Annotated in this window: 10 protein-coding genes; 5 read left to right on the top strand and 5 right to left on the bottom strand. The window is 62.1% G+C overall.

Annotated features, from left to right (window positions below):
* Window positions 1-48 precede the first annotated feature (48 nt).
* Window positions 49-468 (top strand): DoxX family protein, encoded by a 420-nt coding sequence (locus HEP73_RS22335; protein ID WP_185821628.1) that lies wholly within the window; start codon window positions 49-51, stop codon window positions 466-468.
* Window positions 461-2,095 carry an MFS transporter gene (locus HEP73_RS22330; RefSeq protein ID WP_185821627.1) on the top strand — a complete coding sequence of 545 codons (1,635 nt, stop codon included), beginning with the start codon at window positions 461-463 and terminating at the stop codon, window positions 2,093-2,095. The genes HEP73_RS22335 and HEP73_RS22330 overlap by 8 nt, the downstream gene beginning before the upstream one ends.
* Window positions 2,096-2,478: 383 nt before the next feature.
* On the opposite strand, the gene HEP73_RS22325 is transcribed toward HEP73_RS22330, so the two are convergent.
* Window positions 2,479-3,321: an ABC transporter ATP-binding protein gene (locus tag HEP73_RS22325; protein ID WP_185821626.1), complete on the bottom strand. Its 843-nt coding sequence runs from the start codon at window positions 3,319-3,321 to the stop codon at window positions 2,479-2,481.
* A 141-nt stretch (window positions 3,322-3,462) separates the two neighbouring features.
* On the opposite strand from HEP73_RS22325, the gene HEP73_RS22320 reads away from it, so the two are divergent.
* Both HEP73_RS22320 and HEP73_RS22315 read left to right on the top strand, forming a co-directional pair.
* Window positions 3,463-4,659 carry a DesA family fatty acid desaturase gene (locus HEP73_RS22320; protein WP_185821625.1) on the top strand — a complete coding sequence of 399 codons (1,197 nt, stop codon included), beginning with the start codon at window positions 3,463-3,465 and terminating at the stop codon, window positions 4,657-4,659.
* Between the two features lie 56 nt (window positions 4,660-4,715).
* Window positions 4,716-5,051 carry an EF-hand domain-containing protein gene (locus HEP73_RS22315; RefSeq protein ID WP_458309701.1) on the top strand — a complete coding sequence of 112 codons (336 nt, stop codon included), beginning with the start codon at window positions 4,716-4,718 and terminating at the stop codon, window positions 5,049-5,051.
* 64 nt (window positions 5,052-5,115) lie between these two features.
* Here HEP73_RS22315 and HEP73_RS22310 read toward each other — a convergent pair whose 3' ends face one another.
* From HEP73_RS22310 to HEP73_RS22295, 4 genes are all read right to left on the bottom strand, one after another.
* Window positions 5,116-5,262, bottom strand: a complete 147-nt coding sequence (locus tag HEP73_RS22310; RefSeq protein WP_185821623.1) for a hypothetical protein — start codon at window positions 5,260-5,262, stop codon at window positions 5,116-5,118.
* Between the two features lie 73 nt (window positions 5,263-5,335).
* Window positions 5,336-6,349: a DUF4034 domain-containing protein gene (locus tag HEP73_RS22305; protein WP_185821622.1), complete on the bottom strand. Its 1,014-nt coding sequence runs from the start codon at window positions 6,347-6,349 to the stop codon at window positions 5,336-5,338.
* 248 nt (window positions 6,350-6,597) lie between these two features.
* Window positions 6,598-7,110: a hypothetical protein gene (locus tag HEP73_RS22300; RefSeq protein WP_185821621.1), complete on the bottom strand. Its 513-nt coding sequence runs from the start codon at window positions 7,108-7,110 to the stop codon at window positions 6,598-6,600.
* A complete protein-coding gene (locus HEP73_RS22295) occupies window positions 7,073-11,692 on the bottom strand; it encodes an RHS repeat-associated core domain-containing protein (protein ID WP_185821620.1) in 4,620 nt (1,539 codons plus the stop codon). Before HEP73_RS22295 ends, HEP73_RS22300 begins: the two co-directional genes overlap by 38 nt.
* 514 nt (window positions 11,693-12,206) lie before the next feature.
* Here HEP73_RS22295 and mutM point away from each other — a divergent pair.
* A complete protein-coding gene (gene mutM / locus HEP73_RS22290; protein WP_185821619.1) occupies window positions 12,207-13,019 on the top strand; it encodes a bifunctional DNA-formamidopyrimidine glycosylase/DNA-(apurinic or apyrimidinic site) lyase in 813 nt (270 codons plus the stop codon).
* Window positions 13,020-13,033 lie beyond the last annotated feature (14 nt).

Here is a 13,033-nt window from a genome sequence, read left to right as displayed (position 1 = left end):
ACCTACCGCGCGCCTCGCGTGCCGCCAGCATCGCGCGGAGCGTGCGCCATGCATGAGGCGACCCGTTCGATCGGCACGCGCCTGACGCCAGCCTGGTTGCGCTGGCTGGCGCTGCTCGGGCTATGCGCGGCCTATCTGCAGGGCGGGCTGGTCAAGGCCTTCGCCTTCGACGGCGCGGTGGCGGAGATGGTGCATTTCGGTATGGCGCCGGCCGCGCCGCTGGCGGCGGCGGTGATCGTGCTGGAACTGGGCGCGTCGCTGCTGATTCTCAGCGGCGCGTATCGTTGGCTGGGCGCGCTGGCGCTGGCCGGCTTCACCCTGGTGGCCGCGTGCGTGGCCAACCGCTATTGGGAGATGAGCGGCATGCAACGCTTCGCGGCGATGAACGCGTTCTACGAGCACCTGGGCCTGGTCGGCGGCTTCGTGCTGGTGGCCTGGCACGACCTGCGCGAGCGTGCGCATGGCTGAGTCCACCGCGCCCGTGCCGGCGACCGGCAGCTTCGCCCCGCTGCGGCATCGCGTGTTCGCGGTGCTGTGGGCGGCCACCGTGCTCGGCAACGTCGGCAGCTTCATGCGCGACGTCGCCAGTTCCTGGCTGGTCACCGACCTGTCGAACAATCCCGCCGCCGTGGCCTTGATGCAGACCGCGGCGACGCTGCCGGTGTTCCTGCTGGCGATTCCGGCCGGGGTGCTGTCGGACATCCTCGACCGGCGCCGCTTCCTGATCTGCGTGCAACTGCTGCTGGCCAGCGTCAGCGCCAGCCTGCTGCTGCTGTCCAAGACCGGCGCGCTCACCGTCGAATACCTGGTCGCGCTGACCTTCGTCGGCGGCATCGGCAGCGCGCTGATGGGGCCGACCTGGCAGGCGATCGTGCCGGAACTGGTACCGCGCGCGGACCTGAAGAACGCGGTGGCGCTGAACTCACTGGGCATCAACATCGCCCGCGCGCTGGGCCCGGCCGGCGGCGGCCTGCTGCTGGCCAGCCTGGGCGCGGCCGCCGCCTACGCCAGCGACGTGCTCAGCTACGTGTTCGTGGTCGCCGCGCTGCTGTGGTGGCCGCGCGCCAAGGTCGCCGACAGCGGCCTGTCCGAGCAGTTCTTCGGCGCCTTCCGTGCCGGCCTGCGCTACGCCCGCGCCAGCCGCGAACTGCACGTGGTGCTGCTGCGCGCGGCGGTGTTCTTCGTCTTCGCCAGTTCGGTGTGGGCGCTGCTGCCGCTGGTGGCGCGGCGCATGCTCGGCGGCAGCGCCGGGTTCTACGGCGTGCTGCTTGGCGCGGTCGGAGTCGGCGCGATCCTCGGCGCGATCGTGCTGCCGCAGTTGCGCAAGCGCCTGGACGCCGATGGCCTGGTGCTGCTGGCCGCGGTGCTGACCGCGGCGGTGATGGCGGCGCTGGCGGCCACACCGTCAAAGACCGTCGCGGTGCTGTTGCTGCTGGTGCTCGGCGTCGGCTGGATCGTGGCGCTGACCACGCTCAACGGCGTGGCCCAGGCGGTGCTGCCGAACTGGGTGCGCGGCCGCGGCCTGGCGGTGTACCTGACCGTGTTCAATGGCGCGATGGCCGGCGGCAGCCTGGCCTGGGGCTTGATCGCCGCGCAGCTCGGCATCGCCGCCACGCTGCTGCTCGGCGCCGGCGCGCTGCTGCTGGTCGCGTTGGTGTTCCATCGCCTGCGCCTGCCCAAGGGCGAGGCCGACCTGCAGCCGTCCAACCACTGGCCCGAACCTTTGCTCAATGCACCGGTGGCGCACGACCGCGGCCCGGTCATGGTGCAGATCGAATACCGCGTGCGCGCTTCCGACCGGCCGCCGTTCCTGCACGCCTTGCGCGCACTGTCGCAGGAGCGGCGCCGTGACGGCGCCTACGCCTGGGGCATCACCGAGCACAGCAACGAGCCGGAGCGGGTGATGGAATGGTTCCTGGTCGAATCCTGGGCCGAGCACCTGCGTCAGCACCAGCGCGTGTCGCATGCCGACGCCGACCTGCAGGAGGCCGCGCTGCGCTATCACATCGGCCCGGAGCGGCCGGCGGTGCACCACTTCCTGGCGCTGGACCTGCATCAGGCGCAACCGCCGGCTGCCGATGGACGTGGCGGCTAGCGGGTTTCGGAGCAGATTTCTGCGATTGGCGAGCGGTGGGAGCAGACGTGGTGGTGTCGGAAGGACTTCAGTTGCGATGGCGTGTCGGGACCGCGCGTCGCAACTGAAGTCGCTCCCACAGGTGTTGCCCGCGATACGATCGGATGCGCAGATAAACAGACCAGCTGCTCCAGCATGCTCGTGCGTTAGCCGATGCAGCAACGCCATAACGCCATAGCTCCACTGTAGGAGCGGCTTCAGCCGCGACGAACGAAGTCATCGGCACACCAGGTCGAGTGGACGCATCGGCACCGATGTCTCGACGGCATATCCAGCCCACACACTGCTGGCCATGAAAGACCAGCGTCGATGGCAGCACGCAGACCACAAGCCCGCGCACCCGCCTATTCCACCTCGGCCACGCTAGCGCTATAGGTCGCGCCATCGCGGCGCACCCGCACCGGGCCGCCGAACACCGCCGACAACGGCGCATCGGCCAGCAGTTCCTCGCGCGTGCCGTCGGCGTACACGTGGCCGCCGCGCAGCAGGATCACCCGATCGATCTCCGGCACGATCTCCTCGATGTGGTGTGTCACCAGCACCAGGGTGATGCCCTGGCGGGCCAGGCCGCGCATCGTCGCCAGCAAATGCTGGCGCGCGATCAGATCCAGCCCGGTGCTGGGTTCGTCCAGCAGCAGCGCCTGCGGCCGGTTGACCAATGCCCGTGCGATCAGTACGCGCCGGGTCTCGCCGGCCGACAGCTCCGCGTACGGCCGCTGCAGCAGCGGCAACGCATGCGCCAGCTGCAGCGCCTCGCGTGCGCGGTCGCGCATGGCCTGGGTCACCTCGCGATGCGGCGGCACCACGTAGCTGGCGAAGAAGCCGGACAGCACCGCGCTCTCCACGTCCAGCCCAGGCATGTCGGCGAGATTGACGCTGAGGTCGCCGGTGACGATGCCCAACTGGCTGCGCAGCCGGTCCACCTGCCAGCGGCTCTGGCCCAGCACCTGCACCGGCGCGGCTTCGCCGGCGCGCGCCAGCGGATACAGCTCACGCGTGATCAGCTTGATGAACGAGGACTTGCCGCAGCCGTTCGGGCCGAGCAACGCGGTGTGCTGGCCGAGCGCGATGCGCAGGCTTAGCTCGTGCAGCACGCGCACCTGGCCGCGCACCACGCTGGCGCGGTCCAGTTCGATCAGCGGCGCGGCGGCCGGCATGGGAGTTGCATCGGGGATGGCGACGGACATGGAAGTGAAACCGTTCTGTGATCAAGAGCGCGCAGCGGCTGAATACCGTACGCAGGCGATGGGTGAAGTTTGCCGCCACTGGCCCCATCATGTCTCCTATACCAACCTGGCGCACGCCTTCACCGGCCTGGAGTTCTGGCAATGTCCGACGCGATCCTCGACTTCCTCAGTACCGGCCTGCTCGACGTCGGCTGGTGGGGCATGCTGGCGGTGCTGCTGGTGTTCACCCAGCTGACCATCTTCGCGGTGACCCTGTATCTGCACCGCAGCCAGGCGCATCGCGGCGTCGATTTCCATCCGCTGCTGTCGCACTTCTTCCGCTTCTGGACCTGGTTCACCACCTCCATGATCACCAAGGAGTGGGTGGCGATCCATCGCAAACACCACGCCAAGGTCGAGACCGACGAAGATCCGCACAGCCCGCAGACCAAGGGCATCGGCCGCGTGTTCTGGCGCGGCGTGGAGCTGTACCGCGAAGCGCGCGCCATGCGCGGCGACATCGAGCAGTACGGCAAGGGCGCCCCAGACGACTGGATCGAGCGCCGCCTGTACACCGCGCACGCGAACTGGGGTCCGATTGCCCTGCTCGCCTTCAACTTCCTGCTGTTCGGCCTGCCCGGCATCGCCCTGTGGGCGCTGCAGATGGCCTGGATCCCGTTCTGGGCCGCCGGCGTGGTCAACGGCCTCGGCCACTGGTGGGGCTACCGCAACTTCGAATCGGCCGACACCTCCACCAACCTGACCCCGTGGGCACTGTGGATCGGCGGCGAAGAACTGCACAACAACCACCACGCGTTCCCGAGTTCGGCGCGCTTCTCGATGCGGCGCTGGGAACTGGACATCGGCTGGGTCGCGATCCGCGCGCTGGCCGCGCTGCGCCTGGCCAAGGTCCTGCGCGTGGCGCCGACCCTGGACGTGCGCCCCAACATCGCCGTGCCCGATGCCGACACCCTGCGCGCGCTGCTCTCGCACCGCTTCCAGGCGATGACCGACTACCAGCGCAACGTCTTCACCCCGGCGCTGAAGGAAGAGGCCGCGCAGGCCGGCGCCAAGCTGCGCCAGCTGCTGCCGCGGCGCCTGCGCAAGGGCCTGGTCGACGACGGCCGCTGGCTCAAGCCCGATGCGCGCGAACAGCTGCAGCACTGGGTCGCGCAGCGCCCGCGCATGCGTACCTTGGTCGAACACCGCGCGCGTCTGGCGGCCCTGCTGGAAGCGCGCAGCCACGACGCCAGCGAACGCCTGAAGCAACTGCAGGCCTGGTGCCACGACGCCGAGGCCAGCGGCATCGCCGCGTTGCAGGCCTACGCCGCGCGTCTGAAGGGCTACGCCCTGGCATGACCCGCGGTCTCCTGCAGCCGCTTCGCGAACGCCGCCTCGTGCTGCGTTCGTCGTTCATGGCCGTGTTCGTGGCGTCGGTCGCACTTGGCGGCGCCGTTGGCGCGGCCAGCGCGCAGGTCGTCGACAGCACCGGAAGCTACCTGCAGCGCATGGACCGCGACGGCGACGGCCGCGTCAGCCTGGACGAATACCTGGCCTGGATGAGCTACGCCTTCGATGCGCGCGACACCGACCACGACGGCGTGCTCAGCCCGGCCGAACTTCCCGGCGGCCGTGGCAAGGCGATCAGCCGCGTCCAACACCAGGCCACCCTGACTGTGCGTTTTCGCAAGCAGGACAGCAATGGCGATGGTTATCTCAGCGCCAGGGAGCTGGCGGCGCCGCCGCAGTGAGAGGTTGCCCCGGCCCATGTCGTCCATGTCGGGTCTTAGCGCGGGGCTTGAGACGTGGGTTCCGTCACCTGGACGATTTGGCACCTAAGGAAAGGTGCAGCAGCGCCATCGAAAGGAAACAGACGGCGGTCGCATCGCTTCGAATACCGACCATCGCCAAGGCGAGAAAGCAGTACATCGCGGCCAGTTTACCGTGCGAGGAAGAGCGCATGGTCGTTTCGTTCTGCAGGTAAGTTCGATGTGTCTCCTCGCCGTTGCCCTACGCCGCCGTCCACCGCTGACGCCTAGATGACGCTCTGCAACGCCCAGCTCTTGCAACGCTGAAAATTCTCTTCGTTGTTCCAGACCATGATGTAGGTCGGGCCCCGCACGCGTCCGATCAGTTCGAAGGCCTTTTCGCGATCGCGAGCGAGGCAGGCGAAGCGGGCAAAATTCTGCAGGTTCCACTCATCCGGATAGACCTTGAGCACATCGTCGATCCCCGCATGCATGGTCGACCAGCGCGCAAGCGACTCGCTGAACAGTCGTTCGTCGTAGACCGATTGCGAGGCGTACCAATAGATGCGTGCGTACAGCCCTTTCCCTTCCCGCGCACGAGTGCGGTCCATCGCCATCCTGGTGAACCGTTCGATGTCGGCCGCACTGCCTCCCCATTTTGGCGAATAGAACTCGATCGCGTGGAAATATATCTCGTAGTACTCGGGATACCGCGTCATCGCTTCATCGATCAAGGTCTGGAAACGGGCATCGTCCCACTGCTGCGCCTTGGCGACGGATTCCATCTTGACGTACCACTCCGGATCCGACGATGCGATCTTCTTGTTGTCCTCCAGATAGCGTCTCGTCGCCTCGATTCCGGCTCTGAACGGTGCCCAGTCCTCCGGTTGAACCGTATTGGCATAGCCCCCGCCGCGATGGCTCCAGGCGCGTCTGGACAGCCACTCCGCGTACGCCAACCGTGCGGTCGGAGACTTCGGATATGCCGCGATCCAGCGTTTGGCGGTCTGCTCCTTTTCCGCCCATGTCGCCTCGTCGTACGTACCTATGAGGAAATAGCGATCGACGCCGCCATGGAGCACGCTCAATTTCCAGACGCCGCTGGAGGTACGGGCCTGCTGCGTTCGAAATTGCGTGGCTTGCCGCTCGAGCGTTGCGAAGTCGTCCTTCTTGAGCGCCTCCTTCGTGCTATCGAGAATCGATGTGCGCTCCTCTATCTCTTCGCTCGATGCCAGCGTGGAAAGCGTCGACGCGGCGACAAATAGAAATGCAGATAACACGCGATGCTTTGTCCAGCTCATTGCCCCAACTCTCCTTCAAAAAATCGTGCTTCCTTAACGGATATGGGAGGTTCCAATGCGATGCTGCTGCAGGCTTGCTCCGCTCGCGCGCACTGGCGTGTCTCCGCCAAGCGCCCGCGACCCACGCAGCCGCGGGCGTCGGGTGGGAATCGGGCGTGTGTGGACGATCAAAGGGGCGAGAGGAAATATTCACTTCAAACAGATATTTCCTCTGGTCCCTTTGCTGCAGCAATTGAATGATTGCACACTCAGGTACTTTTCGATAACGCACAACTCCTCAGTTTAATTTCTCGAACAGTATTTTCAAGCGATGGTTTCCATAAATTCTTCAGAGAGAGAACCTTTTTCTCCAGCACAGACATAATTGTTGATTCACATGGAATTAAATAGTTGCCCTGGAGTGACATCTCATTAAATATTAGAACGATGTTCCGGATGTCTGAATCATCTCTTGAAGAGATCAGTTTCCTTTCTAAGAAAGGAACCGCCGACTGCCCGTGTTCTGCAAATGGCTGCATTAAATATACCGCTGGCGGATGAATAATTTTATTCCCAAAATAAAGTATCGCGTATTGATCTTCAATCTGATACCTTCCAAAAGTATCGATCTGTTCAGAGGTCGTTTGCTGAAAAAAATTCTTCATTGAAACAGTTTTATTTTCAGCAACCACGCAAGAAGGAACAAGTAAAAGTAAAATAAGAGGGGTCGCCATTTTCCAGAGCTTACTTGCAATTGTCCGCGTGCTTTTGTCGAAATTCATTTGTCATTCTCACTTGTAATTCATGAATTATCTTATATTGCTGATTGTAAGCATCAACTTCATACTCGCTGTTTTCATACCCATTTTTTGTAGACCATAGGTAAGAAATCCAAGTCATTCCCTGTGCATATTGTCCGACATGAACCAACTCGTGCGCTAAAAGACCTAAATCAGCGGCAGTGATGAATTCTTGTTTTGGATTCCTAAAATAGATCGTGTTTCCTCTGGTAATTCCTGTTGCCCAGCTTGGCGCATAAAAAGGCATTTCGCCTACGCGGACATCAGTACTGTCTAAATCTCGTTTTGGAATATAAAGAGACAGGTAATCTTTTTCTCTATTATTTAGCGGCCGCAATCCAAAGAAATCAGTGTTGCCCAGTGGGCTATTCACGACATAGTTGTATGTTGCGATACCACCAATTAACCCAGTCGGGTCACTCTGCCCATACCGTCCGGTACCAGCATCATAGTCCCGGAAATAGTTTTGGTTGAGTCCAGTCGCGGCATCATAGCGCTGCCCCGGGAAGCGCATATCTAACACGAAGGCCGTGCCGTCGTTGTCCGGGTCCTGATTCGGCGGAGTGTTTCCGAAAGCTTCACCCTTCAAGTCCCACTTCCAGATCGCGACATCGCGGACCGGATCGATCACCGCGCGCGGGGTGCCCAGGTGGTCTGGCTGCACGTAATGCAGGCTGTTGCTCGCCAGCACGCCGACCGGCAGGTCGTCCAGCCAGATCGCTTGTTGCAGTGCTTGGCCGGTGGAGTCGTAGTCGCCCAGCCAGTGTCCGGTTTCGTCGTACAGCGTGTAGGTGCCGGCCGTGCCTAGGAACTTGCGGACCTGTTCGCCGCGCCCGTTGTATTGGTAGTTCATTACCACCGCGCCCGCACGCTTCGCCTGGCCCATGCGGCCATTGGTGTCATACACGAATTCCCGCGCCGTGCCGCCGATCGAAAGGGTGTTGCCGATCACATCATAAGTGCGGCCGGTACCTGCCACCGTGCTGAGGCGATGGTTGGTGGTCGGGTAGGTGTACGTCTGCGTAGTGGTGTTGATCTTGGCGCTGAGCCGGTTGCCGGTGGCGTCGTAGCTGTAGCCGTCGATCACCGTGCCGGTCGGGCCGTCCTTGAACGCGGTCAATCGGCCCAGCGCGTCGTAGTCCAGGCTGACCACCGGAGCGGTATTGCCGGCGGCGGTCAGGGCGCTGAGGTTGCCGGCCGGGTCGAAGGCGAAGCCGGTACTCAGGCCGTCGCTGCGGGTATCGCTGACTGCCAGCGGGCGGTAATCCTGGTCCAGTACGCGCTGCATCGGGCGGCCGTTGCCGTAGGACCAGCTGGCCATCGGGCCGAACGGGTAATAGGTGGCGTTGCCAAGCAGCACCTGCCGGGTGCCGCCGGCCGGAGTCACACCCACCTCGGTGGTCTGGCCTTGGGCGTTGCGCACATAGTCCACCGCTGCGCCGTCGGGATAGGTCAGTCGGCTCAGCTGGCCGGCCTTGGTGTAGGCGTAGCGCAGCACGAACACCTTGCCGTTGGTGGTCTGCACCTTGCGGACCAGGTCGCCGAAGCGGTCGTAGCAATAGTCGGTGGTGCCGCTGCCGTCCTGCATGCGGGTCAGGCGGCCGATCACGTAGGTCTCACCGCTGGCGCACACGGCTTGGTTTACATCGTAGGTATAGGTGACGTTGAGGCTGCTGGCCGGATAGGCGACTTGGATCAGCCGGTTCAGGGCGTCGTAGCTGTAAGTGGTGGTGACGTTACGCGCATCGATCTGCGTGGTGCGGTTGCCGGCGCTGTCGTAGGTATAGGTCGTCGTGCCGGTATCCGGGCTGGTCAGCGTGGTCAGGTCGCCCAGGCCGTTGTAGGCATAGGTCGTATCCAGGCCTTTCGGATCGGTGACCTTGGTCAGGTTGTCGAGCGCGTCGTAGCCGAACTTGGTCTCAGCCGCGATGCCGCCCACGTCCTGCAGCGTGCGCGCCAGGCGGTTGAGCGGATCGTAGTCGTTCTGGGTGACGTGGCCGAGCGCGTCGGTCACGGTCTTGGTGTTGCCGTTGGCGTCGTAGCCGAAGTCGGTCGGGTCGCCGTTGGCGGTGGCCTGCGTGGCGAGCTGGCCGAGCTGGTTGTAGACACGCGACAGCGTGCGCTTGAGCGTGCCCGATGCGTCCTTGGTATCTTCCTTGACCCGATTGCCGGCGAGGTCGACGGTGTAGTGGAGGGTGTTGCCGGCGTTGTCGGTGATATCAGTCAGCCGATGCGCCGCGTCGTAGGTGAAGTGGGTGAATGCGCCATCCGGCTGGGTTACCTGCTTGACCAGCCCGGTCGGCCAGTAGTCGATCTGAGTGACGCGGTCGTCGCTCTCACTGCTGTCGTCGTTACCGCGTACCTTGCTGGCAGTGAGCCAGCCGCGTGGGTGGTAGGTGTAGTCGGTCATGAGGCCGTTAGCGTCTTTCATCGATAGCACGCGACCGGCGCCGTCGTAGGACAGGTACTCGGTCACCTGGCCGAGGGCGTTGGTGACCTTCCATAGGTCGCCCTTTCGATAACGGCAAACTCCACCAGGGTTCGCGCAGCCCGCGTCGTCGCTGGGGTAATAAGCGTACTGCGCACTATCGGCGACATCGGTTCGGGGACCGTCAACTGCCTTGATCAGCCCAACGATGGCGCACGTGCTTCCCGGTGCTGAAACATCCGCTGCTTCGCAGTAGCTGATCGCGGTGACGCGGGCCTGGTTGGTGTCTATGTCGGTCGTGGTTACGGTCTGCGGTTGCAGCCTGACATTGCGCGTATAGGTGACGATTGCACGATCGGACTGGAGACGCAGCACACGGTTCGAATCAGTGGTGGTATGAGTAATGACCGTACTCTGTTCCGGAAGCCCAAAACCTCTTTGAACTGTATGCACACTCATTCTTACGCCGAACTCGACCACGTCACCGTAAGTATGCTTGGTAACCACCCCGGCGCGATCGGTTTTAGCGCTAAGACGACGACGAAAATCGGTGGAAGCATCGTAGTACGAGTAGGTCTCAGTTCCGGCACTATTCGTGATTGACGCTATTTTTGGCGGGCCTTCGCCAGCGCTTGTCATGGTAAAGGTGGATTGCTCGCCAAGCGCATCGGTGGCAATCGTCCCTGCCGGCGTATAAACAAAGCTGCTCGCATCGGCGCCGCCTGTGTGCGTGCTGGATATAGCGCGCCCTTTGTCATCGTATGCAAATGTGCTGAACCGCTGACCATCCTCTGCGGTGATACCGGTCAAGTGTCGCGGAAAGCGAGCATCTTCATAATGGTATGTGCGTTGTTCCCCATCTGGATATGTCACGGTACTGAGTCGCCCGTTATCGTATGTATAGGAGGCTAGTAGAGACCCTTGGGAACTCACCCCAGTAATCTGAGCGTCGCTCGATGTATCTGCATAAGCGAATTCGATAGCGCGTCCTTGAGCGGAAACGATTGACTGCAGCCTTCCATGCTGGTCATAGCTGTAGAAGAGCCGGCTTGCGTCCTCGTTGTCACGCGAAACAAGGCGACCCGCCCTATCAAATGTGTAGACACCATCTTGGCGATACAGCTTCCAGTTGCTTCCGTCGGCCGTTATGCGCTCGCCGCTTCCGTTAGCTGCCAGATATTCTCCACTGGCCGGCATAAAAAGAGTTGCATAACCACTCCCCTCAATGACTCCGAAATACGGGGAAGCTATGGAAAGACGGATCTGGTGAGAGTCCGACCAACCCAATCCCCAGCGCCCCGATGTCGTCACGACACCGGAATGGTAATACCGCTCCAGCTCTATCCAGCCGAGGTCGATGTCTTTTTCTGTCTCGTATTTGTCGCCGGTCTTTACATCGCAGGGGTTTCCGAAAAGTCCTGACGGGCTGTTGGTGCCACGAGTACATTCCATTTGAGTGGTGACTACAGTCGCCGTAAATTCCTCATTTATGCAAGCGTTCTGGTCAACTTTCCAGTTCATATACGGATTCGGGCAAATCGAAAACCTCATGATCTGAGCTCCACCAGATTCTACGGTGCAACTTCCATCCAAATCATTAAAGTACGGATAAGTGTAGTAGTAGTCTGCGACTTCCATGCCTTCAAAGTCTGGGGAATACGGGCTCCATTCGCTTGTGCGCAAGAATGTTGCCGATGCGCATGGTGGGCTACCTCCTTGATTGAGCGCCCCAATAGAGTTTCTAATTAGTTCCTCTTCCGTATCGGCACTTTGCCCGTTGACTCCGAAATACTGGAGTGTTCTCTCCTTTTTTCCCATCCAATAAACTATTGAAATTTTGCCGTCTGCAGAGAGCGAAGTCGATTTAATCTCGGTTACATACTGGTAGGCATCGGGCGCATTTGCAGGTCCCGGAATGGCTCGGATCGCTGCTTCGGCCTGCTGCTGGGTCTCGTAAGTTCCAACTAATGTGCCATCGCTTTTGTTCACGCGAAAGGTTTGATTGGCTTCCTGCCCAATCGCCAACAAAGGTAGCCAAGTAAAAATCATGAGAGTAGCAACCGCTATTCGTGGCCACCTCGATTTCAAAATATGGAAGAGACCAAGCGCCGAGAAATTCTTGTTCTTGTACGCCATGACTCTTCCTTAGTCAGTTGATTTCGATTGGCTACTAGTTACGATTGATATCTTTAACAGATGTCTGTAAAGCACTTCAGGCCACAAGAACAAGATGCCGCTTGACGACCCTCGGCTCTCTTAGATGGCTCCACAGCGTTTCGCGCATACCCGCGACAGAGTGTGTACTGACTCGATATCCCTTCCTATGACAGCCTTTGCAGCTACCCCGCCCAGAATCCATTTGGTCCAACACTCGAAACATAAGCTACAAGACATCAGGGAGCGATGAAATTGGCCGTGCCATGTTTTGTGATGCATCTCTCCTCGCCCATCCAAGGCTGGCAGGGCATGTCCGGGCGGTACGCGTGTTGGCCTGGCGCACCGTGTGTTACAGCGCCGAACAGGTGTCTTGATAGTCGGAATAAAGACTTGGCCAGATCCTATCCCCGTCCCCCATCGCCGCCACGTCCGACAATCGCGACACACTTCGCCAGCTAAGCTTGTCAATCGCACGCCACTGCAGTCCAGCCCCATGCCCGAACTCCCCGAAGTAGAAACCACCCGGCGCGGCCTGGAGCCGCATCTGCTGGGGCGGCGCATCCACGGCGTGATCCTGCGCCGGCCGGACCTGCGCTGGCCGATCCCGCCGGAGGTGGCGCAGCAGTTGCCGGGGCAGCGCATCGATGGCATCCGCCGCCGCGCCAAATACCTGCTGATGGACACCGACGCCGGCAGCGCGCTGCTGCACCTGGGCATGTCCGGCAGCCTGCGCGTGCTGCCCGGGGACACGCCGCCGCGGGCGCACGATCACGTCGACATCAGTCTGGAAGACGGGCGCGTGCTGCGCTTCAACGATCCGCGCCGCTTCGGTTGCCTGCTGTGGCAGGCGCCGGGGCAGGTTCATCCGTTGCTCGAGGAGCTGGGGCCGGAGCCGCTGTCGGACGAATTCGACGGCGATTACCTGTTCCGGCGCAGCCGTGGCCGGAGTGCGCCGGTAAAGACGTTCTTGATGGACCAACGCATCGTGGTCGGAGTCGGGAACATCTATGCCGCCGAAAGCCTGTTCCAGGCAGGAATCAGTCCGCTGCGCGAGGCCGGGGAGGTCTCGCGGGCACGCTATGCACGCCTGGCCGAGGCGGCCAAGGCGATCCTCGGCTACGCCATCGCCCGCGGCGGCACCACCTTGCGCGACTTCATCAGCCCGGACGGGGCGCCCGGCTACTTCGAGCAGGAGCTGGCGGTCTACGGCCGCGAGGGCGAGGCCTGCAAACGCTGTGGGCGGCCGCTGCGCCACGCCAGCATCGGCCAGCGCGCCAGCGTCTGGTGCGGGAGCTGCCAGCGCTGACGGACGGCAGCCGC

Origin of the sequence: Xanthomonas sp. GW (genome assembly GCF_014236815.1) — a bacterium.
Taxonomy (GTDB): Bacteria; Pseudomonadota; Gammaproteobacteria; order Xanthomonadales; family Xanthomonadaceae; genus Xanthomonas_A.
Note: the sequence above shows the minus strand (reverse complement) of the source record. Positions and strands in the feature narration are given on the sequence as shown.

What these genes read in the sequence shown, in the direction of transcription:
- HEP73_RS22335 (WP_185821628.1), top strand. Translation starts at nt 49, where the DNA reads ATGCATGAGGCGACCCGTTCGATCGGCACGCGCCTGACGCCAGCCTGG.
- HEP73_RS22330 (WP_185821627.1), top strand. Translation starts at nt 461, where the DNA reads ATGGCTGAGTCCACCGCGCCCGTGCCGGCGACCGGCAGCTTCGCCCCG.
- HEP73_RS22325 (WP_185821626.1), bottom strand. Translation starts at nt 3,321, where the DNA reads ATGTCCGTCGCCATCCCCGATGCAACTCCCATGCCGGCCGCCGCGCCG.
- HEP73_RS22320 (WP_185821625.1), top strand. Translation starts at nt 3,463, where the DNA reads ATGTCCGACGCGATCCTCGACTTCCTCAGTACCGGCCTGCTCGACGTC.
- HEP73_RS22315 (WP_458309701.1), top strand. Translation starts at nt 4,716, where the DNA reads ATGGCCGTGTTCGTGGCGTCGGTCGCACTTGGCGGCGCCGTTGGCGCG.
- HEP73_RS22310 (WP_185821623.1), bottom strand. Translation starts at nt 5,262, where the DNA reads ATGCGCTCTTCCTCGCACGGTAAACTGGCCGCGATGTACTGCTTTCTC.
- HEP73_RS22305 (WP_185821622.1), bottom strand. Translation starts at nt 6,349, where the DNA reads ATGAGCTGGACAAAGCATCGCGTGTTATCTGCATTTCTATTTGTCGCC.
- HEP73_RS22300 (WP_185821621.1), bottom strand. Translation starts at nt 7,110, where the DNA reads ATGAATTTCGACAAAAGCACGCGGACAATTGCAAGTAAGCTCTGGAAA.
- HEP73_RS22295 (WP_185821620.1), bottom strand. Translation starts at nt 11,692, where the DNA reads ATGGCGTACAAGAACAAGAATTTCTCGGCGCTTGGTCTCTTCCATATT.
- mutM (WP_185821619.1), top strand. Translation starts at nt 12,207, where the DNA reads ATGCCCGAACTCCCCGAAGTAGAAACCACCCGGCGCGGCCTGGAGCCG.